At 64.5% G+C, this 23,173-nt stretch carries 20 protein-coding genes; 13 read left to right on the plus strand and 7 right to left on the minus strand.

The window, feature by feature from the left end:
- Window positions 1–8 precede the first annotated feature (8 nt).
- Window positions 9–902, minus strand: coding sequence for a transcriptional activator NhaR (gene nhaR / locus AC07OO_RS15775; RefSeq protein WP_495083030.1), 894 nt, complete (start codon window positions 900–902; stop codon window positions 9–11).
- Between the two features lie 122 nt (window positions 903–1,024).
- On the opposite strand from nhaR, the gene AC07OO_RS15780 reads away from it, so the two are divergent.
- Window positions 1,025–1,570: an Rrf2 family transcriptional regulator gene (locus tag AC07OO_RS15780; RefSeq protein WP_495083031.1), complete on the plus strand. Its 546-nt coding sequence runs from the start codon at window positions 1,025–1,027 to the stop codon at window positions 1,568–1,570.
- A gap of 77 nt (window positions 1,571–1,647) precedes the next feature.
- On the opposite strand, the gene AC07OO_RS15785 is transcribed toward AC07OO_RS15780, so the two are convergent.
- Entirely contained in the window at window positions 1,648–2,463 is an 816-nt protein-coding gene (locus tag AC07OO_RS15785; protein ID WP_495083032.1) for an AraC family ligand binding domain-containing protein, read from the minus strand.
- 125 nt (window positions 2,464–2,588) lie between these two features.
- On the opposite strand from AC07OO_RS15785, the gene AC07OO_RS15790 reads away from it, so the two are divergent.
- The 4 genes from AC07OO_RS15790 (at window position 2,589) to AC07OO_RS15805 (ending at window position 6,613) form a co-directional block, all read left to right on the plus strand.
- Complete coding sequence (locus AC07OO_RS15790) at window positions 2,589–3,533, plus strand: DMT family transporter (protein WP_495083033.1); 945 nt, start codon at window positions 2,589–2,591, stop codon at window positions 3,531–3,533.
- A gap of 90 nt (window positions 3,534–3,623) precedes the next feature.
- Window positions 3,624–4,616: a GGDEF domain-containing protein gene (locus tag AC07OO_RS15795; protein ID WP_495083034.1), complete on the plus strand. Its 993-nt coding sequence runs from the start codon at window positions 3,624–3,626 to the stop codon at window positions 4,614–4,616.
- 2 nt (window positions 4,617–4,618) lie between these two features.
- On the plus strand, window positions 4,619–5,278 hold the full coding sequence (locus AC07OO_RS15800; RefSeq protein ID WP_495083035.1) for a lytic transglycosylase domain-containing protein: 660 nt from the start codon (window positions 4,619–4,621) through the stop codon (window positions 5,276–5,278).
- A gap of 135 nt (window positions 5,279–5,413) precedes the next feature.
- Complete coding sequence (locus tag AC07OO_RS15805) at window positions 5,414–6,613, plus strand: DUF4382 domain-containing protein (RefSeq protein ID WP_495083036.1); 1,200 nt, start codon at window positions 5,414–5,416, stop codon at window positions 6,611–6,613.
- A gap of 19 nt (window positions 6,614–6,632) precedes the next feature.
- Here AC07OO_RS15805 and soxR read toward each other — a convergent pair whose 3' ends face one another.
- Window positions 6,633–7,097, minus strand: coding sequence for a redox-sensitive transcriptional activator SoxR (soxR, locus tag AC07OO_RS15810; RefSeq protein ID WP_495083037.1), 465 nt, complete (start codon window positions 7,095–7,097; stop codon window positions 6,633–6,635).
- 60 nt (window positions 7,098–7,157) lie between these two features.
- Here soxR and AC07OO_RS15815 point away from each other — a divergent pair, with 60 nt between their 5' ends.
- From AC07OO_RS15815 to AC07OO_RS15825, 3 genes are all read left to right on the plus strand, one after another.
- Window positions 7,158–8,171: a questin oxidase family protein gene (locus AC07OO_RS15815; protein ID WP_495083038.1), complete on the plus strand. Its 1,014-nt coding sequence runs from the start codon at window positions 7,158–7,160 to the stop codon at window positions 8,169–8,171.
- An 81-nt stretch (window positions 8,172–8,252) separates the two neighbouring features.
- A complete protein-coding gene (locus AC07OO_RS15820) occupies window positions 8,253–8,897 on the plus strand; it encodes a glutathione S-transferase family protein (protein WP_495083039.1) in 645 nt (214 codons plus the stop codon).
- Window positions 8,898–9,014: 117 nt separating this feature from the next.
- Window positions 9,015–11,150 (plus strand): carboxy terminal-processing peptidase, encoded by a 2,136-nt coding sequence (locus AC07OO_RS15825; protein WP_495083040.1) that lies wholly within the window; start codon window positions 9,015–9,017, stop codon window positions 11,148–11,150.
- A 30-nt stretch (window positions 11,151–11,180) separates the two neighbouring features.
- Here AC07OO_RS15825 and AC07OO_RS15830 read toward each other — a convergent pair whose 3' ends face one another.
- The 3 genes from AC07OO_RS15830 to AC07OO_RS15840 all read right to left on the minus strand — a co-directional run bounded on the left by AC07OO_RS15830 (window position 11,181) and on the right by AC07OO_RS15840 (window position 15,310).
- Window positions 11,181–11,582: an ACT domain-containing protein gene (locus AC07OO_RS15830; protein WP_495083041.1), complete on the minus strand. Its 402-nt coding sequence runs from the start codon at window positions 11,580–11,582 to the stop codon at window positions 11,181–11,183.
- A gap of 27 nt (window positions 11,583–11,609) precedes the next feature.
- The gene (gene hisS / locus AC07OO_RS15835) at window positions 11,610–12,929 is read right to left on the minus strand and encodes a histidine--tRNA ligase (protein ID WP_495083042.1); all 1,320 of its coding nucleotides are present in this window, start codon (window positions 12,927–12,929) and stop codon (window positions 11,610–11,612) included.
- A gap of 236 nt (window positions 12,930–13,165) precedes the next feature.
- Window positions 13,166–15,310 carry a prolyl oligopeptidase family serine peptidase gene (locus AC07OO_RS15840; protein ID WP_495083043.1) on the minus strand — a complete coding sequence of 715 codons (2,145 nt, stop codon included), beginning with the start codon at window positions 15,308–15,310 and terminating at the stop codon, window positions 13,166–13,168.
- 48 nt (window positions 15,311–15,358) lie between these two features.
- Here AC07OO_RS15840 and AC07OO_RS15845 point away from each other — a divergent pair, with 48 nt between their 5' ends.
- Entirely contained in the window at window positions 15,359–16,045 is a 687-nt protein-coding gene (locus AC07OO_RS15845; RefSeq protein ID WP_495083044.1) for a glutathione S-transferase family protein, read from the plus strand.
- 164 nt (window positions 16,046–16,209) lie between these two features.
- On the opposite strand, the gene AC07OO_RS15850 is transcribed toward AC07OO_RS15845, so the two are convergent.
- Entirely contained in the window at window positions 16,210–17,106 is an 897-nt protein-coding gene (locus AC07OO_RS15850; protein WP_495083045.1) for a LysR family transcriptional regulator, read from the minus strand.
- A 78-nt stretch (window positions 17,107–17,184) separates the two neighbouring features.
- Between AC07OO_RS15850 and AC07OO_RS15855 the strand changes: the two genes are divergently transcribed.
- The 4 genes from AC07OO_RS15855 to AC07OO_RS15870 all read left to right on the plus strand — a co-directional run bounded on the left by AC07OO_RS15855 (window position 17,185) and on the right by AC07OO_RS15870 (window position 23,115).
- Complete coding sequence (locus AC07OO_RS15855) at window positions 17,185–17,601, plus strand: DoxX family protein (protein WP_495083046.1); 417 nt, start codon at window positions 17,185–17,187, stop codon at window positions 17,599–17,601.
- Window positions 17,602–17,615: 14 nt separating this feature from the next.
- Window positions 17,616–18,311 carry a glutathione S-transferase family protein gene (locus AC07OO_RS15860; protein ID WP_495083047.1) on the plus strand — a complete coding sequence of 232 codons (696 nt, stop codon included), beginning with the start codon at window positions 17,616–17,618 and terminating at the stop codon, window positions 18,309–18,311.
- 88 nt (window positions 18,312–18,399) lie between these two features.
- Window positions 18,400–19,383, plus strand: coding sequence for a hypothetical protein (locus tag AC07OO_RS15865; RefSeq protein ID WP_495083048.1), 984 nt, complete (start codon window positions 18,400–18,402; stop codon window positions 19,381–19,383).
- Window positions 19,384–19,434: 51 nt separating this feature from the next.
- Entirely contained in the window at window positions 19,435–23,115 is a 3,681-nt protein-coding gene (locus tag AC07OO_RS15870) for an ATP-binding cassette domain-containing protein (RefSeq protein WP_495083049.1), read from the plus strand.
- Window positions 23,116–23,173: the final 58 nt, after the last annotated feature.

The following is a 23,173-nucleotide window of genomic DNA, read 5'->3' on the forward strand; positions in this document are numbered from 1 at the left end:
CAGGCGCGTCACCCAAACAACTGCCCCCGCGCTGCGCCGGTGATGGCCACCACACACGGGTGCGTGATGCGCCGCTCCACCGACACCGCATAGAACTCGTCCACCAGTTCCTCGGTCTGCCCAATCAGCTCCACGCCGTATTGCTCCACGGTGTCGCGCTCCATGACGGTGGGCGCCATGAACACGCCACGGCCTTCGCGGCCGAAGGCGCTCATCAGGGCGCCGTCGTCGAATTCGCCAATGATGCGGGGGTGGATCTGGTGGCGGGTCAACCAGCCTTCCAGTTGCTGGCGCACCGAGGCCTGGGCGCCGGGTATCAGCAGCGGGAAGCCGTTCAGGCACTGCGGGAACGGCCCCTTGAGTTGCGCCTTCAGCGACGGGGCGCAGAAGAAGCTCATGGCCGTGCGGCCCAGCGCGTGGTTGAAGGCCTTGACGTTCAGGCGCTTGGACATGGGTTCGTCGGCAATGACGAGGTCCAGCCGGTTCAGCGCCAACTGGGCCAGCAGGTCGGGGAACTTGCCTTCGTGGCAGACCATGCGCACCGGCTCGGCCACGGCCAGGGCCGGCTCCAACAGCCGGTAGGCAATGGACTTGGTCACGGAGTCGGCCACGCCGACCTTGAAGTCCAGCAGGCGCTGGCCGCCATGGGCCTGGCGCACTGCGGTCTCCAGCTCGGTGCCCAGCGTGAAGATCTGGTCGGCATAGCCCATAGCCAGGTGGCCATCTTCGGTCAGCTCCAGCTTGCGGCCACTCTTGCGGAACAGCTTGCGGCCCAACCAATCTTCCAGCAGCTTGATCTGGCCGGACAGGGTTTGCGGCGTGGTGTGTAACTGCTCACCTGCGCGCATGATGCCGCCAGCTTTGGCTGTGACCCAGAAATAATGCAGATGCTTGAAGTTCATATTGTCCTAATACTTCAGTTTTACCGAAGTTAAATTGATATAAATTCGAATTTACACGAAGCATTGTGAGGCCTACATTCACGCTTCACCAGCCACCTTTTGAGCTGGAAGGAGAAAGTCCCATGCGTTTAAGTACACGAGGCCGTTTTGCCATCACCGCGATGATTGACCTGGCGCTGCGCCAGACATCCACGCCCGTACCCCTGGCCGACCTGGCCCAGCGCCACCGCATCTCCATGTCCTACCTGGAGCAGATGTTTGCCAAACTGCGCCAGCATGGCCTGGTGGAGAGCACCCGCGGCCCGGGCGGCGGCTACACGCTGGCCCGCGCAGCGGCCAGCATTTCGGTGGCCGACATCGTGGGCGCGATCGATGACGGTGCCGCCACTGCGCACAGCGACGGCAGCAGCAGCCCGCGCGAAACCTCGGCCACGGCCCAGGCCATGACCCAGGATTTGTGGGATGCACTGCAGACCACCGTCGTGGCCTATTTGAAGACGGTCACGCTGCAGAGCCTGGCCGACGAGCAAAGGGCCAAGGGCTTCCAGGTGGAAGAGCGCCGCCCGGTGCAAAAGGGCGTGTTTGCCAAGCCCAAGCAAACCAAACCACGGCCCAGCACGCCCAACTCGGTGTTCGCACTGGCCAATGTGTGGGCGGGCCGCCACTGAGCGGATCGCAGCGCGCAAGGCATCGCTCCTAAATCGATAGCTAACCAAGCATATTCGACGGGGGCTATTGCCAGTTTTTACTGAGCACGCTCTGGCGGCAGCGGCTTGCTGCTGCCCTTGCGGTACTCGTCCGGCGTGGCGCCGACTAGGCGTTTGAACATGCTGATAAAGGCCGACGCACTGCCGTAGCCCAGGTCCAGCGCAATGGTCTCCACCGTCTGGCCGGCCTCCAGTAGCGGCATGGCCTTGACCACGCGCAGACGCTGGCGCCACTCCGCCACCGACATGCCCAGGTCGCGCTGGGCGCGGCGCGTCAGCGTGCGTTCGGTGCTGTGGGCGGCCAGGGCCAACTCGGGCAGCGAGCGATTGTCACCCGGTTGGGCCTGCAGCATGCGCAGCACAGCGCCCAGGGCCGGGTCGTCCGAGCCTGGCAGGTAGCTGCCGGCGCGCGGCGCATGGGCCAACTGGTCCAGCAGCACCTGCAACAACCGCCCTCCTTCGGGTGTGGCCAAGTCATCCGGCGCCACTTGGCGCAGGTGCTCCAGCAACGCACGCACCAAGGGATTCACAGTCAGGGCGCAGGGTGTGGCCGGCAGCACTGCGCAGCCCGGCCGCGCCACATACAGCGAGCAGTGGTGGGCCTCCAGCCGGTTCAGCCCCACGTGTTCCAGGTCAGGCGGCAGCCAGATGCCGTAGTGCGGCGGCGCCAGGTAGTGGTGCTCGGCCACCTTGACCTCCATGACGCCACTGAACGAATACACAAACTCGCCCCAGGCGTGCTGGTGCTGCGGGTACAGGCCTTGGGCCGGCACATAGGCACTGCGGAACATGATGGGCGCGGGCAGCTGCGGGCTGTGCAGCGGGACCTCGAGCTTGGGCGGCAGTATGGGCATAGGTGTAAGGGCCGGTCGGAGGCGATTGGCGGTTGGGCGCTATGGCTTGTCTGTTATTCACTATATCAAGCAAAGCCGTCAATTCCATAATTTCCCCACGCTGACAAACCTTTTGGGGGAACGACATGGATACGCGCAAGGCGCTGGATGGGCAGGCCATTGGCCTGATGTTGCTGCTGTGCCTGGTGTGGGGGTTGCAGCAGGTGGCGTTGAAGGCCATGGCGGCCGAGATTGCGCCCATCTTCCAGATCGGGCTGCGCTCGGGCGTGGCAGCGCTGCTGGTCGGGCTGGTCATGCTGGTACGGGGGGAGCGCATGCAACTGGCGCAGACCTGGCGTGCCGGTCTGCTCGTGGGCCTGCTCTTTGGCCTGGAATTTTTGCTGGTGGGCGAAGGCCTGCGCCACACCAGCGCCTCGCACATGGTGGTGTTCTTGTACACAGCGCCGATTTTTGCGGCACTGGGCCTGCACTGGAAGCTGCCCGCCGAACGGCTGGGCGCCGTGCAGTGGCTGGGCATCGCGCTGGCCTTTGGCGGCTTGGCCCTGGCCTTTGTGGGTGGTGGCGCGGACACCACCGCGCCGGCCGCCAGCGCCGGCCATGCGCTGTGGGGCGATTTTCTGGGCCTGCTGGCCGGTGCGGCCTGGGGCGCCACGACGGTGGTGGTGCGTTGTTCGCGCTTGGCTACGGCGCCCGCCACGCAAACCCTGCTCTACCAGTTGCTGGCAGCCTGCGTGCTGTTGACGGGCGCCGCCTTTGCCACCGGCCAGGCCCACTTCGAGCCCACGCCCCGCGTATGGGCCAGCCTGGCCTTCCATGGGCTGGTGGTGTCGTTTGCCAGCTTTCTGCTGTGGTTCTGGATGCTGCGCAAGTACCTGGCCTCGCGCCTGGGCGTGTTCTCGTTCATGACGCCCCTGTTCGGCATGGCGCTGGGTGCCTGGCTACTGCAGGAGCCGATGGAGGCCCGTTTCCTGATCGCCGCAGTGCCGGTCTTGCTGGGCATCATCCTGGTCAGCGGCGGTGGCGACTGGGTGCTGCGACGGCATGCGCGCTGGCAGCGTGCCGCTCCCTGAGGCCCCATCCAGCCAGGGTGCCAAATAGGCACCCGCAGGCATGGGCAATGGTGGAGAATGGGTGCATCAGACAGCCACCCATGCCTGCCCATGAAAACACCCGCATTCAGCGCTGACCACGTTCCTGCCATTCTTCAGGGCTCCGGGCTGTTCAAGGATGTGGACCTGGCCAGCGTGGATGCCGAGCTCAAAGAAAGCCGCATCCAGGCCATAGAGCCGGGCCAGGTGCTGCTGGACCCCAAACACATCAATACCCATATTTACATCGTGCTGCACGGTGAACTGCTGGTCTGCCTGGAGCCCAAGATCAGCAACCCGCTGGTGCGCCTGGGCGTGGGTGACTGCGTGGGTGAGCTGTCCATCATCGACGCCAGCGCGCCGTCGGCCTATGTGGTGGCTGCCGTGCCCACCCAACTGTTGATCATCTCCAAGCCCGTGCTGTGGCGCATGCTGGCCGTGCAGCAGGTCATGGCGCTGAACCTCTTGCATGTGCTGGCCCGGCGCATCCGCGAGAACAATGCCGTGCTGCTGGGCAGCCTGGAGCTGCAGCGTAAATACCGCAGCAAAGCCGAGACCGATGCGCTGACCGGCCTGCACAACCGCGCCTGGTTTGAAGAAGTGTTCCCCAAGCAACTGGAGCTGTGTGAGCGCACCGGCCAGCACGTGTCGCTGTTGATGGTAGATATCGACCACTTCAAGAAGGTCAACGACCAATTCGGCCACACCTGCGGCGACGAGGCCCTGCGCCATATGGGCAACCTGCTGCGGCGCAACCTGCGCTCCACCGACCTGTGCGCCCGCTACGGCGGTGAGGAAATGATTGTGCTGATGCCCGGCACCGAGATCATCCACGGCCAGCTGACCGCCGACCGCCTGCGCGAAAGCGTGGCCGCGGCACCGCTGACTTTGCAAGACGGCCGCGAGCTGCTGATCCACATCTCGGGCGGCATCGCCCAGTGGCAGCCGGGCACGACGCTTAACGACCTGATACGCTCGGCGGACCAGGCGCTGTACCGCGCCAAGGAAGGCGGCCGCAACCGGATTGCGATACACGCCTTGCCCACCCACATGGACCTTTCGTAGTTTTGCAATTGATTCACCACCCGCGCTGCCTGGGTAGCGCCCTGCTGGCCTTGCTATGCCTGGCCTTCACTCCTCTGACCAGCGCCACCGAGGCCGAGGCCCCGGCCAAGAAGCCCGGCCCCAAAATCTACAAGTATCTGAAGGGGGGCACACCGTCGTTTTCGGACGTGCCGCCGGCCAAGATTCCGTATGTGGTCTACACCCCGTCGTGTTATGCCTGCAATCTGCACTCCAACATCAACTGGCACACCACGCCGCTGCATCTGGAGGAGTATGCCGAGGAGATTGCGCGGTCCGCACGGCAGTTTGACGTGGAGCCGGCCCTGGTGCGTGCCATCATCCACGCCGAGTCGGGCTTCAACCCGCGGGCGCGATCACAAAAGGGTGCCACCGGCCTGATGCAGCTGATGCCGGGCACGGCCCGCATGCTGGGTGTGGCGGACGCCCTGCTGCCCAGTGAAAACATCCGCGGCGGCACGCAGTACCTGGCCGGCCTGATGGCCCGCTTCAAGAACGACATCAGCCTGGTCTGCGCGGGCTACAACGCCGGGCCCGAGGCCGTGCAGAAATACGCCGGCATACCGCCCTTTGCCGAGACCCAGGTCTATGTGCAGCGGGTCAAGATCTTGTACCAACGCTACAAGGACGCGCAGCGCGGCTGATCTGGCGAGAGGGATACTGCCGTTACCGCCGCTTACCAATGCAACAAAGCATTGCACCGCTATGTGCGCCAGCGCATGGATTCAGGTGCCGCCTCTCCCTACTATTCCTCCACCCGTTGGAAGAGAGAGGCCACCATGAACACACTGACAACATCCCTCCGTTGGACCATGCTCAACGCCATGGCCGCACTGCTGCTCAGCGCCTGCGGCGGAGGGGGTGGCAGCGCCACCGTCACCGTGCCCACGCCCCCGTCCGGCACCGGCACACTGCGGCTGGCCATGACCGATGCGCCAGCCTGCGGCTATGACGCGGTGAATGTGACCGTGCAAAAAGTGCGCGTGCACCAAAGCAGCAGCGCCAGCGACACGGACAGTGGCTGGGCAGAAATCGTGCTGAGCCCCGCCAAACGGATCAACCTGCTGGGCCTGACCAACGGGCTGCTCAGTGAATTGGGGCAGACCCCGCTACCCACGGGCCGCTATACGCAGCTACGGTTGGTTCTGGCTGACAACAGCGGTGCTACACCGTTGGCCAACTCCGTGGTCCTCAGCAGCGACAAGTCCGAAGTCGCACTCAAGACCCCCAGCGGCCAGCAGTCCGGTGTCAAAACCAATATTGGCATCGACATCGCCGCCAACCAGATGGCGGACTTTGTGCTGGACTTCGACGCCTGCAAGTCGGTGGTCACGGCGGGCAATTCCGGCCAATACCTGCTCAAGCCGGTTGTGACTGTGGTGCCGCGTTATGTCTCCGGCGTATCGGGCTTTGTAGACGCGGCGGCGGCGGCAAGCAGCAACTTCAGTATTTCCTTGCAGCAAGGTGGCACCGTCATCAAGTCCACGGCTCCGGACAGCACCGGCAAATTCCTGTTGCAGCCCGTGGCCCCTGGCACCTATACGCTGGTCGTGGCAGCGACGGGCCGCACCACGGCGGTGGTGACCGGCATTGTCATAAGCGCTGACGCGGTGACATCGCTGAACACGTCCACCCTGGCTCTGAACCCACCGGTCTCGGCCACGGCCAGTGCAACGGGTGTGGCCACGGTCGGAAGCTATGTCCGCGCATTGCAAACACTCAGCACAGGGCCTACGGTACAGGTTGCCGGCCGTTTTGTGGATGACGTGACCGGCGCCTATGCCTTCACCCTGCCGGTCAGCGCGCCACTGGTCGGCCCCTACACGGCGCCGTCCATCCCTCTGGTCCTGACGGCCGACGCTTCGGCTGCCGGCAAATACAGCCTGGGTGCCAGCTTGACTGGCTTCGCCGACAAGCTCACCGTCCTCGGCACGCTGGCCGCGGGCATGACGGTCAACACCAATTTCACCTTCCCCTGAGCCCGCCATATCCAAAGCCCTAGGGCTTGGGCGGCCGGTCGCCCAGCAGGTAACGGGCCCCGGCGCCCCGACGGGCCGCTACATCGCCCGGGTTGTACAGCGCACAGCGGGTCAGCGACAGGCAACCACAGCCAATGCAGGACGACAGCTGATCGCGCAGGCGGGTCAGGTCGGCAATGCGCTGGTCCAGCACGGGCCGCCAGGCGCCGGATAGGCGCTCCCAGTCCCTCTGCGTGGGCGTGCGGCCATCGGGCAAGCTGGCCAGGGCGTCGCGTATCTGGTCCAGCGTCAGACCCACCGCCTGGGCGGCACGGATGAAGGCCACGCGGCGCAGGTCGCTGCGGGCGAACTGGCGCCGCCCCGCGTCATTGCGCTGGCTGGTCAGCAAGCCTGCGTCTTCGTAAAACCGCAGTGCACTGGCGGCCACGCCGCTGCGGTGCGCCAACTCGCCGATGGGAATGAGGGTGTCGTTCATGCTTGACATCAAGTTAACTTGAACTTGCATGATAAGCCTGTCTATTTTCAAAACCTTTGAAACACCGCCATGCACACCACTTCCGACAACACCACCGCCCTGCACACGCTGCTGGATGCCAGTCTGCGACTGCCACCCGAATACCGCGACCAGTTGACCAACCACCTGCCGATGGCCTTGCACGCGCTGCACAGCCTGGGGGCGAGCCCTGAGCGTATGCACGCCTTCTACGCCCGCTACAGCCAGCGCTTTGAGGGCCATACCGCCCCCGCGCCGGTCCAAGACGCATCAACCAGCAACTGGCTCGCTCTGCGGGCCCAAGATAACGCTTACCCCGCGCTGCTGGATCACTTCAACACCCGGGTTGCCGATATGGGTGCCGACGCCAGCCTGCGCGAAGCCCTGCCCGCGCTGATGCCCGGCGTGGCGGCCGCCGCCTTCCACGGCGTCATCCGCACAGCCCACGCGATGCAGGCCGGGCATGGCCGCGAACTGGCCGCCGCTTTGGCCTACTGGGCCTGGCGCTGGCAGCCTTTGGCAGCGGCACCGGCGGCTATGGCCCTGCTGGACCTGGAAACCTGGTCCAGCCGCCTGGTGCAGGAGTCCGTCGGTTGGCGCAGTCCCAAGCCTCTGATCTCGCTGCGCATGGCCGATGCCACTTCATCCGCCACCTACCAGGCACTGGCCGCTGCCCTGGCCCCCGCGCCCAGCCTGGGCCTACGCATCCGCGAACTGGCCCTGTTGGCTGTGGCACGTTATGCGGCCAACCCCAATTTCACGGTGCTGCACATGGTCACCGGCCTGCAGGCGCTGCGCGTGCTGCTGCCGTGGTTGGAGGATTCGGTGCAGGCGCAAACTCTGTTGGCACAGAACTTTGTGGCTGCCTACCTGGCGGCGCAGGTCAGGCCCCTGGCATCTGTGCCCACTGCCGCACCCCATGGCTGGGACAGCGTCATTGCAGCGGCCATTGCGTCCGACGATGACCACGTGGTCAAGCTAGTCCATGCCTGCCGCGAGGAGGCGGCGGTGTATGGCGATGACGGCCACTACCTGCGCGCCGCCACGCTGGCTTGTTGTCTATAGCCATTCGATGGGCGGCTATGGGCACCACCGCGGTGTGGGGTCAAAATGGCACCCATTGCTGTGCAAAGGAGCCACACCACCATGCCCGCTGATGCCACCCACACCCTCTTTGGCTCCAAAGGCTCCGGCTCTGCCGCAGTAGAGACGGCGCTGCAGTGGTGTGGCCTGCCCTACCACTACGTGCGCGCCTCCAGCTGGGAGGCCGACTCCGACGTGGACGCGCTGGCCGCCGTGAACCCGCTGCGCCAGATTCCCACGCTGGTGCTGCCCGATGGCTCGGTGATGACGGAAAGCGCCGCCATCCTCATCCACCTGGGCCTGACCCATCCGCACAGCGGCCTGCTGCCCAGCGACGCCAGCGCCCGCGCACAGGCGATTCGCGGCCTGGTCTTCATTGCCGCCAATTGCTATGCCGCGCTGAGCATCAACGATTACCCCGCGCGCTGGACCACGGCGACAGCCAAGCCCGCGCAGGAGAAGGTGCGCCAGGGCGCACGCGCACAGCTGCACAAGCACTGGGGCATTTTTGCGGACAGCTTTGCGGCCCAGCCCTACCTGGGCGGTGCGGCGCCAGGGGCGCTGGACATCTTGGCCGCCGTGGTCAGCAAATGGGCGGGCACACGGGCTTACCTGCGCCAGCACAAGCCTGCCTTTGCCGATCTGCTGGAACGTATCGAAACACATACGGCCATTGCACCCGTCTTTTGCCAGCATTGGCCTGTCTAAGCCCGCCGCATAATGGGGTGTGAACTTTCAGGACCCGGGGTACTCCAACACCGGGCCTGCGCGCTGTTGAGTTGCGCTGCAGGCTTTTTTATACCCCGTCGATAGAGGCGAAATCGGATGAAATTGAAACTACTGGGACTGCTTTTTGCCTGTGTTGTTGGCGCTGCACAGGGCGCGGTGTTGACCCCCGATGCGCAAGAGGCCAAAGCGGCGCACTTGGCGGCGGAGCTGCTATCGCGCTACCACTACAAGGCCACGCCGGTAGACGAGGCCTTGTCGGTCAAGATCTTTGACCAGTACCTCAAGGCGCTGGATTCCGAGAAGCTGCTGTTCATCCAGGCCGATGTCGACCAGTTGGCCGAAGCCCGCACCAAGCTGGGTTCGGACATGCTCAACGACGACCTGGCCCGGCCGTTTGCAATGTTCAACCTGTATGTGAAGCGGGCCACCGAGCGCTATGCCTATGCCCGCAGCCTGCTCAAGTCCGGTTTCAAGTTTGACACCGCCGAGAGCTACCAATTCATGCGCAGCAAGCAAGACTGGCCCAAGACCGAGGCCGAGGTGCAAGACCTTTGGCGCAAGCGCGTCAAGAACGACTGGCTGCGGCTCAAGCTGGCGGGCAAAGACGACAAGAGCATTGTCGAAGTGCTGGGCAAGCGCTATGACAACAGCATCAAGCGCATAGCCCGCCTGAACAACGAAGACGCGTTCAACACCTATATGAACGCCTACACCATGGCCATCGAGCCGCACACCAACTACATGGCGCCCCGCACGGCGGAAAACTTCAATATTTCGATGCGCCTGTCGCTGATCGGCATTGGCGCCGTGCTGGTGGAAGCAGATGAGTACACCACCATCCGCGAACTGGTGGCCGGCGGGCCGGCCGCGCTGTCGGGCCAGCTCAATGTAGGCGACCGCATTGTCGGCGTGGCCCAGGGCGAGACCGGCAACGTCGTGGACGTCACGGGCTTTCGCCTGGACGACTCCGTGGCCCTGATACGCGGTGCGCTGGACACGGTGGTGCGGCTGGAAGTGCTGCCGGCCGACGCAGGCCCGGACGGCAAACACAAGCTGGTGTCGCTGGTGCGCAAACCCATCAGCCTGAAGGAGCAATCGGCCAAGTCGTCGATACAGACCTTCACCGAAGGCGGCGCCACCCATACCGTGGGCGTCATCACCCTGCCCTCGTTCTATGAAGACTTCGCCGCCAAGCAAAAGGGTGAGCAAGGCTACAAGAGCACATCGCGCGATGTGGCGGTGCTGATCAAGGAGCTGAAAGACAAGAAGGTCGACAGCATTTTGATGGACCTGCGCAACAACGGCGGCGGCTCGCTGTCCGAGGCCATTGAACTGACCGGCCTGTTCACCGGCAAGGGCCCGGTCGTCCAAGTACGCAATGCCAATGGCAGCGTTGAGGTGAAATCCTCGCCCCAGTCGCAGCCCGCATGGGAAGGCCCGATGGGCGTGCTGATCAACCGCAACTCGGCATCGGCGTCGGAAATCTTTGCCGCCGCCATCCAGGACTATGGCCGAGGCCTGATCTTGGGCGAGCCCAGCTTTGGCAAGGGCACGGTGCAAACCATGTTCGACCTGGACCGCATCGTCAAATCGGAGAAACCGTTGCTGGGTGAAGTCAAGCTGACCATCGCCCAGTTCTTCCGCATCAACGGCGGCACCACGCAGTTGCGTGGCGTCACGCCCGATCTGGCCTTCCCCGGCGTCATGGAGACCGGCGAATACGGTGAATCCAGCTACGACAACGCCCTGCCCTGGACACAGATCTCGGCGGCAAGCTTCAGCCCCAAGGGAGTGGTGCAAGACGTGCTGCCGATCCTGGTGGCCCAGCACAAGGCCCGCATCAAGGGCGAGAAGGATTTCCAATACCTGCAAGAAGACATTGCCGAGTACAACCGCATCCGCAAGCAAAACGATTTGTCCTTGAACGAAGCCACGCGGCGCAAGGAAAAGGAAGCCCAGGAAGCCAAGCTGGCCGCGCGCAAAGCCGCTACCGCCAAGGCGGGTGACACCGCCGCCAAGAGTGCCGCGGCAGCGGACAAGGACGATGGACTGCAAGCCGGTGAGCGCGATCTGCGCGTGGAGCTGGCCGCCGAAAAGGCCCGAAAGAACGACAAGGACGTGCTGTTGATCGAGGCTGCCCACATACTGGGCGATGCCGTCGAATTGCGCAAGCCTGGTGTCAACTTGGCGGCCCGCATGAAGCAGATCTCACCGCAGGTGAACACGCAGTAAAGATGCTGCGTCAGGCAGCGGTGGCTCCGGTCAGGACCGCTGCTGCAACTGCCGTAGCGCGGCCAAGGCCTGCTCGGCCCGCTCCACCGGCACAAAGATATGGTCGTGGTAGGCACCGGCCACCACATTGCAGCTGATGCCGGCCTGACCCAGCACAGTGGCGAAGGCAGCGGTCAGGCCAACGGCCTGCAGGTCGGAATGCACATGCAGCGTGATCCATGCGCAACGGAACAGCACCGTCAGGCCCAGCCGCAGGGCCAACTCTTCGGCCACGACCGCCGTCAGCCCCTCGGACTCGCGCACGGTGGCAATGGCGTCCCATCCCGATACATCGGTGCCATAGGGCACCGACACATAGGCATAGGTACCGGCATTCAAGGCCGGCTCCATGCTGCGTATCAGCGTCGCTAGGTCGGAGATGGGCTGGTCCATGTGGGCTGAGGGTTGACTTGCTTGCGCTTAGCCCGGCAACCAAGTCTCGGGGTCGGCGGCCACCTGCTCGCCGGTCAGCAAATTCTTCACCTGGTGGCTGGCGTTCTCGCCGATGAACCAGACAAAAGGAATGCCGCGCTTGGACGCCGCCTCGATCTGCTTGCCGTAGGCCTTGGGTGCGTGGTACAGGTCGGTGGCAATGCCGCGGCCCCGCAGGCGGTTGGCCAGGGCCGTGGCCGCGGGGCGGCTGGCGTCGTCGTTCAGCGCCACCAGCACGTCGGTCGGTGTTTTGCGCGTGGGTTTCAACTGGCCCTTGGCAAACAGCAGGCCCAGGATGCGGGTCAAGCCGATGGACATGCCCACGCCGGGCAGCTTGACCTTGGCATCGCCGGCCAGGTTGTCGTAGCGTCCGCCGCCGCATACCGAGCCCGACGACTCGAAGCCCTGCATCTGGCCCTCGCACACCATGCCGGTGTAGTAGGCCAGGCCGCGGGCAATGGCCAGGTCGGCCGACACGGAAGGCGGCAGGCCAGCGGCCAGGCGGGCGGCGTTCAGGTCAGCCGCGTTGTCCAGCACCTCGGTCAATTCACGCAGGCCCTCTTCCAGCAGCGGGGATTGGATGCCCAGTGCCTGCACGCGGGCCACAAACGAGGTATCGGCTGTCTTGATGCTGGCGATGGCCAGGCATTGGTTGGCCTGGGCTTCGGAGAGGCCCAGTTCGGTCTGCAGCAGGTTGGCGACCTTGGGTGCGCCAATCTTGTCCAGCTTGTCGACAACGCGCAGCACGGCATTGGTATCGGCAATGCCCAGGCCCTCATAAAAGCCCTGCAGCAGCTTGCGGTTGTTGACGCGCAGCGTGACGGGGGGGATCGGCAACTGGCTGGTGACCACGGCCATCAGGCGCACGACCTCGGCGTCGTAGTAGCTGGGCAGCTCACCATCGCCAATGACGTCGATATCGCACTGCGTGAACTCGCGGTAGCGGCCCTCTTGCGGGCGCTCGCCGCGCCAGACCTTTTGCATCTGGTAGCGCTTGAACGGGAAGCTCAGCTGGCCTTTGAACTGCTGCACGTAGCGCGCGGTGGGCACCGTCAAATCGAAACGCAGGCCAAATTCGGGCGGCTTCTTGGCCTCGGTGGCGTCTTCATGCAGGCGTGCCAGCACATAGATTTCCTTGTCGTCGCCATTGCCGGATAGCACCTGGGTGGGCTCTACGCTGCGGGTTTCGATATTGGCAAAGCCGTACAGCTCGTACTGGCGACGGATGGTGTCCATGCACTGCTGTTCCAGCAGGCGCTGCTCGGGCAGCCATTCGGGGAAGCCACTGATGGGGGCAAACTTGCTCATGGTCGGTAGGGGTCTGGAGTGGGATGCGTGCCGGTGTGGCAGGGCCCAAGTGTAAATTGTCGGCCCCGCGCAGCTCCCAGGACGCACTCTGCAGGGTTTGCGCCTTCAAGTAACCCAAATGGGATTGCTATATTTTTTATAGCGATATATTCATATGGGACGAGGGCTATAGGCCAAATCTTTAATATTCTCGTCCAAACCCTCTCAAAAATACCTCAATTGGGTATTTTGAGTCCTTATTGCCCGCCCAGCGCGCTCCACAGGAAGGCAAAGCGCAGCGCCTGCAGCTGCGCACGCTGGCTGTTGTCAGCCGCGCCGCCATGGCCGCCCTCCATGTTTTCGTAGTACAGCACGTCCTTGTGCCCCTGCTCCAGCATGCGGGCCACCATCTTGCGGGCATGGGCGGGGTGGACGCGGTCGTCGCGCGTAGACGTGGTGAACAGCACCTTGGGGTACTGCACGCCGGGCTTGACGTTCTGGTAGGGGCTGTAGGGCTTGATCCAGGCCCATTCTTCCGCGATGTCAGGGTCGCCGTACTCGGCCATCCAGCTATTGCCCGCCAGCAGCATGTGGTAGCGGCGCATGTCCAGCAAGGGCACGCTGCAGACCACGGCACCAAACAGCTCCGGACGCTGCAGCATGACGGCACCGACCAGCAGGCCGCCGTTGCTGCCGCCATAAATGCCCAGGTGTTGGGGGCTGGTGATCTTGCGCGCGATCAGGTCTTCGGCCACGGCGGCGAAGTCGTCATAGCTGCGCTGCTTATTGGCCTTGGTAGCCGAGGTGTGCCAGGTGGGGCCGAATTCGCCGCCACCGCGGATATTGGCCACGACCAGCACGCCGCCCTTGGCATGCCAGGCCACACCGTACTCGCCGCTGTAGCGCGGCAGCTCCGATATCTGGTAGCCGCCGTAGCCGTAGAGGATGGTGGGATTGGTTCCGTCCGCCTTGGCGCCCTTGGGCCAGACCACGAAGTAGGGGACCTTGGTGCCGTCCTTGCTGGTGGCGAATTGCTGCTCGGCGCGCATGCCGTCAGCGTCGTAGAAGCGGGGGCGGCTCTTCAGCAGCTCGCGCTGGTCGCTGCCGGCCTGGCCCAAGTACAGGCTGTCCGGCGTCATGAAGTCGGCGTAGTTCAGGAAGTAGCTATTGGCCAGTAGGTCATCTTTGACAAAGGGGTCGTATAGGCCACCCACGCTCAGCGTGCCGGGGAAAGGCGCGTTGACCGCGCGGCGGACCCAGTGGCCTTTCTGGTAGCTGAGTTCCTCGATACGGCCGGCCACGTTGTCCAGGATGCTCAAGAGCACATGGTCGCGCGTCAGCTTGACGCCACCGCGCGCGATGGAGCGTGTGGCCGTGGGTTCGAACAGCACATCAAACGCTTTGTCGCCGCGCAGCCAGGCATCGAACCGAATACCCAACAGCGCGCCGGCCTTGTAGGTCTTGGTACCTAGGGTGTAGTCGCTACGCAGTTGGAGGAATGCCCAATCGCGCTGCCACAGCAGCGTGGCGTCGGTCGGTTTGTCCAGGCGTTTCAGGTCCTTGCCCTGCACCAGGAATTCTTCGGTGTTAAAAAAGTCGGTCGCACGGCCGACCACCACGCGCTCGAAGCCGGGTGTGCGGTCCACGCTGATGGAGGCCGCCACGTCACTCTCTTGCGCCTCGTACACCGTACGCGCGTCCGCCAGCGGCGTGCCGCGCTTCCATTCCTTGACGATGCGGGCATAGCCGCTCTTGGTCATGGAGCCGGGGCCAAAGTCGGTGGAGACCAGCACGGTGTCGGCGTCCTTCCAATCCATCTGGGACTTGGCCTCGGGCAATGCAAAGCCGTCTTTGGTGACAAAGGCGCGCGTTGCCAGGTCAAACTCGCGCACCACGGTTGCGTCCGCGCCACCGCGTGACAGCGACACCAGGCAGCGGGTGTAGTCAGGCGCCAGGCAGTCCGCACCGGCCCAGACCCAGTTTTCATTTTCGGCCTTGGCCAGCGCGTCCACGTCCAGCAGCGTCTCCCACTGGGGTTGGGGCTTGCGGTATTCGGCCAGCGTAGTGCGGCGCCACAGGCCGCGCTTGTTGGTGGCGTCCTTCCACAGGTTCCACAGGTGCGCGCCGCGGCGGGTCACGTAGGGAATCTGGTCGCGGTTGTCCAGCACTTCCAGCAGCTTGCCGCGGGTCTGCGCGAAGCCGGGCACAGCCTCCAGCACGGCTTGCGACTGGGCATTGCGTTCGCGTGCCCAGGCCAGGGCACGCTCGCCATGCACCTCTTCCAGCCAGAGGTAGGGGTCATCGGATGGGGACACGGTTTGGGCTCCAATGGACAGTGAAAACGAGAGTGCGGTGACGCAGCACGCCACCCAGCGGGTGGCAACGGACACGGAAAAACGCATGCAGGCTCCTGTAACGAAGCCGGCATCATAGTGTGGATAATCATTCGCATGATCACCGTACACCACCTGGAAACCTCCCGTTCGCAGCGCGTGCTGTGGTTGCTCGAAGAGCTGAGCCTGCCCTATGAGATCAAACGCTACCAGCGCGATCCCAAGACCAAGCTGGCACCGGCCGCGCTGAAGGCGGTGCACCCGCTGGGCAAGTCGCCGGTCATCACCGATGGCGACGAGACCATTGCCGAGTCGGGCGCCATTCTGGAATACCTTGTGGAGCGCTACGGCGCGCAGGCCCGGGGCGAGCTGGCGCAGTTGCAGCCCGCGCCGGGCAGCAAGGCCTATCGCCAGTCACGCTTCTGGATGCACTATGCAGAGGGTTCGCTGATGAACTGGCTGGTGATGAAGCTGGTGTTCATGACCATACCCAAGCAGCCCATGCCCTTCTTTGTGCGGCCGATTGCGCGTACGCTGTGTGGCAATGTGCAGGCCAAGCTGATTGACCCCAATGTGGCCACGGCCCTGGCCTTCATCGAAGACCATCTGAGCCGCAACACCTGGTTTGCGGGTGACGCCATCAGCATTGCCGACTTCCAGATGAGTTTCGCGGTGGAAGCCGCATTGGCCCGCAGCGCCAATGCCTCGCAATATGCCAAGCTCAAAGCCTACCGCGACCGCATGGTGGCGCGTCCGGCTTACCAGCGGGGTATCGCGAAAGGCGGTCCTGTGGTGATGGCCTAGGCAGAAGCCTGGGCGGCGGCGCGTTCTGCTCCGTGTCCCCCGGCCACGCACGGCTGATGGCCGTGCATGGCCTATTTGCCACAAGGTGAGCGCATTCGCGGCAGCGAATGCGTGAGCCTCCTCCTTTACCTGCGCAGAACGCACCGCCACCCAGGCTTCTTTGTCTATTCCAGCAGCAGGTTCTGGGACAAATAGCCGTAAACCGCTGACACCCGCCGCAGGTGGCGTGACTCGGTATGGGTCAGCAGCCACAGCTCGGTCTGGCATTCGTCCAGCACCTCGGTCAGGGGCACCACATCCGTGCGCCGCTGTGCCAGAAACACGGGCAGTATGCCTATGCCCAGCCCCTGCGCCACCAACTCCGCCACGGTCAAGATGCTGTTGACGCGGTAGCGCGGCACTGCCTTGGGGAAGTGCTTTTTGCGCCACACCACGGAGGGATGCTCGGGCAGTGCGTCGTCGGGCGCGATCCAGCTGGCCTGCGCGGCTACGGTGTCGTCGAAGCGCTTGATGCCGCCCTTCTTCCCCGCGTTTTTGGTGGTGTACAGCGCCACGCGTATCGGCCCTATGTGTTTGCCCACCAGGTGCTGGGGCGGGCGCTTGGTGGCGCGCACGGCGATGTCCGCATCACGCCGCGTCAGGCTGGCCAGTTCGTTGCCGGCGTGCAGATCAAAGCCCAGCAAGGGGTGGCTGGCCTGCAGGGGCTTGAGCGCAGGCGCGACCAGGCCATGCAGCACCGTGTCCGTTGTCGTGATGCGCACGGTGCCGGACACCTGCTCGGGCTGCAGTTGCAACACCGAACGCGCGGCTTCCAGCTGCGCCTCGACCTGCTCGCCGTGCCCGGCCAGTTGCTGCGCCAGTTCTGACGCTTGGTAACCCGCACGGGAGCGCTCAAACAGGCGTTGGCCCAGGCCCTTCTCCACCTTCTGGATGGTGCGGAACACGGTGGACGCGTCCAGCGCCAGGCGCTCACCGGCGTCGGCCAGCGTGCCGGTGCGGGCCAGGGCCAGCACCACTTCCAGGTCCGCGGCACTCAGTTTGTATTGCGTTGTTGCAGCCATGCTTTGCATCCATGCCTATTTTCATTGCAAATACGAAATCCTACAGTACATCCACCCCTAACCCTTTGGAGATTTGCAATGAACCCTACCTACAACCCCACTGCCTATGGCACCACGCTCTTGCGTGTCAGCCTGGGCGTCATGTGGATCGCCCACGCCCTGCTCAAGCTGTTCGTCTTCACGCTGCCCGGTACGGCGCAGTTTTTTACCAGCATTGGTTTCCCCGGCTTCCTGGCCTACCCGGTGTTTGCCGTGGAGCTGCTGGGTGGCATTGCCCTGGTACTGGGCATCTATGCCCGCCAGGTATCACTGGCCCTGGTACCGGTGATGGCGGTGGCCGCGTCGGTGCACTTTGGCAATGGCTGGGTGCACACCAGCCCGAATGGCGGTTGGGAATACCCGGTGTTCCTGGTCGTGGCCTCCATCGCGCTGTGGCTGCTGGGCGATGGCGCGCTGGCGCTGCGCCACAGCAAGCGCCTCACACTGACAGCCTGAAAGGAGTACACACCATGGAACAAAAACTCACTCTCATCAGCCATCTGCTGTGCCCCTATGTGCAACGCGCAGCCATCGTGCTGGAGGAGAAGGGCATCGCGTTTGAGCGCATCGACATCGACCTGGCCAACAAGCCCGATTGGTTCTTGAAGGTCTCGCCGCTGGGCAAGACGCCCGTGCTGCTGGTGGACGGGCAAGCTATTTTTGAGTCTGCCGTCATCTGCGAATACCTGGAAGAGACCACGCTGCGCACACTGCACCCGCACGGTCCCATGGCCCGTGCACAGCACCGCGGCTGGATGGAATTTGGTTCGGCAGTGCTGAACACCATAGCCGGCTTCTACGCCGCACCCGATGATGCGCGTCTGGCCGCCAAAGCCCAGGAGATTGCCGCCAAGCTCCTGCAGCTGGAAGACGCGTTGACGGCGGGCGCGGACGGCCCCTACTTTGCCGGCGCGCGCTTCTCCATGGTCGACGCGGTGTTCGGCCCGGTGTTCCGCTATTTCGATGTGTTCGACGCGATCGGCGACTTTGGCTTCTTTGCCCATACACCCAAGGTCCGTGCCTGGCGTGCGGCACTGGCTGCCCGCCCCTCGGTGCGCGATGCCGTGCGAGCCGACTACCCCGAGTTACTGCGCGGCTTTCTGCTGGCGCGCCAGTCGGCGCTGTCACGGCGCATGGCGGGCAGCGATCAGCTTGCCTTGGTCTGAGCGCATATGGCCGAATACCAGGGAGTAGTCGCGCAATAATCCCGCTTCCAGCACGCGTGCTGCAAAGCCTCACAACATGGGACGGGATATGGCGGAAGACAAAGAGATCTATTACGAGATGCTATGGGATTGCAGCCAGTGCAACACCAAGGGGCTGCTGGGCGACTCCCACCGCCACTGCCCAACGTGCGGCGCGGCGCAGGACCCGACCAAGCGCTACTTCCCCGAACCCGGCCAAGAGGTCGAAGCCCGCAACCACCAGTTTGTGGGCGCGGACTGGAGCTGCGCCTATTGCAGCTCGCCCAATTCGGCCGCGGCGGCCCACTGCACCAACTGTGGGGCCGGCCAGGACGGCACCAAGCCCGTCGCCATCGTGGAGGACAAAGCCGCTACACCCGCACCCATTGCCGCACCCGCCAAGCCACGCTCCGGCCGATGGCGCTGGGTCTTCGCGCTGGTCGCCTTGATGGTCGTGGCACTGGGCGTGCTATTCACCAGCAAGCACGAGACCACCGCCACGGTGGCCGGGCGCAGCTGGCAACGCGAGATCCAGATCGAGCAGTTTGGCCCCGTGTCCGACTCCGCTTGGTGCGATAGCGTGCCGGGCGATGCCTATGCCATCAGCCAAAGCCGCGAGCAACGCTCCACGCGCCGCATAGAAGATGGTCAGACCTGCCACGACACGCGCGTCGACAAGGGCGACGGCACCTTTGTGAAGCGCAAGGAATGCACGCCGCGCTACCGCGAGGAACCCATCTACGACAACCGCTGCCGCTTCCAGGTCAATCGCTGGCGCGCCTTCCGCACACTCAAGGCCGGGCCGGAAACGGCGGCCGCACCCATGTGGCCCGCCCTGGGCAATATGGCCACTGCCAATAGCCTGGTCGGCAACGGCCTGGGCGCGGAACGTGCCGGACCGCGCAGCGAAAGCTATGTGCTGCAGCTGCAGGCCGGTGGCAAGAACTGGACCTGCACGGTGCCGGAGAGCGTGTGGAACAAATACGAGCAGGGCATGACCGCACCGCTGCAGGTGCGCATGACGGGCGGCGCCGATTGCAGCAGCTTGAAGTAGGGGTAATCACCCGTCGAACGCATCCCCAGTGCGATACTCAGGTGGATGTTTTTGCGCTATCCGCTTGCCTTACTACGGTCCCTGATTGACGACTACCAACGGCACCTGACACCCCAACTCCAGGGCATGGCCCGCGGCGCGCCCGCGCCCGGTGCGCAGGCCATAGAACCCGCCCTGGAAGCCATGGAAAAAACCCATGGCCGTGCGCTGCTGCAACTGGATACCGCCCATGGTTCATGGGCCTTCATCCGCAGCATCCTGCATTCCACGCGGCCCCATCTATGGCGCACCCTGGTCTACATGGTCATCTCCACGATCGCCGCAGCCGCCCCGGCCCTGCTGATCGAACAGGTCATGACGCACTTCGATGCGATCAAGGCCAACCCTTGGTTACCGGAACACGTGACGTTGCTGCTGGCGTTCCCGCTGGTCATCTACATCAACAACGTCAGTTTTATCCGCTACCTGAAGGCCTTCGCCCAGGCTCACCTGTTGCAGCGCAGTGCACTGATGCAGGCCTTTGCCCAGAAGTGGTTCCGCCTGGACCCGCGCGTGCGCCACGAGCTGCCGCAGGGCAATACGCAGAACCTGATGCACGTCGACGTGGCGGCCGTCAGCAACTGTGTGGAGCGCATCGTCGATGCCGGCATGGTGGTGGTACACATCGGCATTGCGGCAGTCTTGCTGTGGCGCTACCTGGGCGTGACGGCCCTGATGGGCCTGGGCCTGATGGCGCTCTCCGTGCCGGTGTTGCAGTACATCGTGCGGGAGACCAGCCGGCGCCAGACCGACCTGCTCAAAGCCCGCGACCAGCGGCTGGACCTGCTGTCGCAAATCTTGTCAGCCATCAAGGTCATCAAACTCTCAGGCTGGTCGGACATCTTTCTGGGCCGTACCCGCAAGGCCCGCAGCGCCGAGGTGGACCGCCTGATCTCGGTGATGCTATTGCAGACCCGCTCGTCGCTGGTGTTCTCATGCACCGGCCTGGTGGTGGCCACTTTCACCTACGGCCTCTACATCTGGCACGGCGGAGAGCTCAATGCCGCCATGCTGCTGCCCACTCTGCTCATCTTCCAAGGCCTGGAGTTTCCCTTTGTGGTGCTCAGCGATGTGGCGGGCATATTGGCGCAAACCGATGTCTCGGCCAAGCGCCTGCTGGACTACTTCAACCTGAAAGAAGCCGACCCAACCCCGGCCGCGGCGGCCGGTCCGGTTGGCCTGCAGGTGCGCGACCTGGGCTTCAGCGCCGTTCCCGGCCAGCCCATTCTCAGCGGTCTTTCACTGGAGCTTCAACCAGGCCAGAGCTTGGCCATCGTAGGGCCGGTGGGCGCCGGCAAGACCGTGCTGCTGCGCCTGCTGCTGTCGGAGTACGCGGCCACGAACGGCAGCCTGCACTGGAGCGGCAACCCACGCTTTGCCTACTGCCCGCAGGAGACCTTCATCGCCAGCGGCACGCTGCGCGACAACCTGACGCTGTATGGCACCGGTGCGCATTTGAGCGATGCGCATATCCACCAGGCGCTGGAACTGGCCAACCTGTCGCAAGAGGTCAACCAATGGCCGGGCGGGCTGGACACCGAGATTGGCGAACGTGGGCTCAACCTGTCGGGCGGGCAAAAGCAACGGGTGTCGCTGGCCCGCGCCGTGTTGCACCCGGCCGATGTGGTCGTGCTGGACGACCCCTTCTCGGCACTGGACGTGGGCACCGAACGGCGCGTGGCCGAAGACCTGGTCTTTGGCGCGTGGAAGGACCGTACGCGCATCTGCGTGACCCACCGGCTGGCCCACCTGGACAAGTTCGACCGCATCCTCTTCATGGATGCCGATGGCCGCTGCGCCTTCGGTACGCTGGAGCAACTGCGCGCCGAGCACCCGCGCTTCTCCAACTTCCTGCGCATCGAACAAGAAGGCCACGGTGACCATGCCGCCGTGCAACAGCAGCTCGACGGCGGTGCGCGCTCCGTGTCGGAGAAGGAAGAAAACCTGACGGTCGCCGAAGGCCAGGCCGTGGGCAAGGTGCGGGCCGCTGTCTGGAAGAACCTGCTGCTGACGCTGGGCGACAGCGGCTGGCGCGGACACGCCATCTGGGGTGCCGTGCTGGTCATAGGCCTGATGTTCCTGGCCAGCGCCCTGCCCATGACCCAGCAGGTGCTGATGTCGCGCATGGACGGCAACCACGCGATCAGCCCGTGGCAGTTCTTCATGGCTTTTGCGGCACTGACGCTGGTCATCCTGGTCGTGGGCTACATCGCCCAGGCCACCTTCCGGCGCGCCTGCGCCCACACCGCGCAAAGGGCGCACGACAACATGCTGACCGGCGTTATGCAGTCCCCGCTGCGCCTCTTCGAGACCACGCCATCGGGGCGCATGATGAACCGCTTCTCGGACGATATTCAGCAGCTCGATGTGGGCCTGGCGGCCCGCGGCTTCCGCTTCACGCAGGGCGGCACCACGGCACTGGCCTGCGCGCTGGGCGTGGTGGGCGTCAGCGCGCTGGCGGCCCTGCCCTTCACGCTGGCCGCGTACGTATCGGTACGGGTATCGCGCCTGTATGGCGTAGCGGTGCGCGAGAACGCGCGCATGTCTTCCGTGGTGCGCTCGCCGGTCTTCTCGCTGTTCAGCGACGGCCTGCGCGGCCACTCCACGCTGCGCGCCTTTGGCCGCGAAACCAACCTGGTGGAGCGCTTTGACACCGCCAACCGGCTGCGCCTGAACACCGAAATGCGCAGCTGGAATTTGATCTTCTGGCTCAGCATGCGCCTGACCGTGGTGTCGTGTGTGCTGATGGCCTGCCTGGTCTTTCCGTTGTTCTGGCTGGGGCCCCTGCCTTGGCTGCCCACGCTGGGTGCCGGCACCGTGGGCCTGCTGCTGGCTTTGACCTTTGGCCTGCTGGAACGCATAGACCGGTTGTGCCGCGACTTCTTCGCACTGGCCACCGTGCTGGTGCCCTGGGAACGCTGCCAACAGTGGGCCGAGCTACCGGCGGAAGAAAGCACCTCCGCAGCGATGCCGGCACCCGCCGCGGTTCCTGCCGATTGGCCCAGCGCCGGGCGCATTGAATTCCGCCAGGCCTGCCTGCGCTATGCGCCCGAGTTGCCAGCCGTAGTCGAAGATGCGAGCTTCACCGTGGCGGCGCGCAGCCATGTGGCCCTGCTGGGCCGCACCGGCGCCGGCAAGTCCACGGTGCTGCTGGCACTCTTACGCACGCTGAGCGTGGAGCGCGGCGATATCCTGGTCGATGGCGTCAACATCCTGCAGGTGCCACACACACGGTTGCGCCAGGCCATTGCCTATGTGCCGCAGGACCCCGTGCTGTTCTTGGGGCCGCTACGCGCTTCCATCGACGTGACGGGCGACTACAGTGATGCCGACATCCAGGCGGCCCTCGCACAGATCGGCCTGGCCGACTTCATCGCCAGCCTGCCCCAGGGCCTGGCGACACCGCTGGAAGAAGGTGGCCGCAATATCAGCGCCGGCCAGCGCCAGCTGATCTGCCTGGCCCGTGCGCTGCTGTCCAAGGCCCGCGTGGTGCTGATGGACGAGGCCACGGCCAGCGTGGACGTGGAGACCGATGAGCTGATACGTGCAGCCATACAAAAGCACCTGCGCAACACCACCATCCTGCTGATTGCGCACCGGCCCAGCTCCTTGGCGCTATGCGACCAGTGGGTGCACGTAGAGCACGGGCGCACGACGGTGGTGGACCGCAGCGCGACGGCCATTCCGGCTTGATGCCGGGTGCCGGTGCAAGGCTTGCACAACTTTACAAGGCCGGACTTGAATCACACCA

Source organism: Rhodoferax sp. GW821-FHT07G04 (assembly GCF_059418585.1).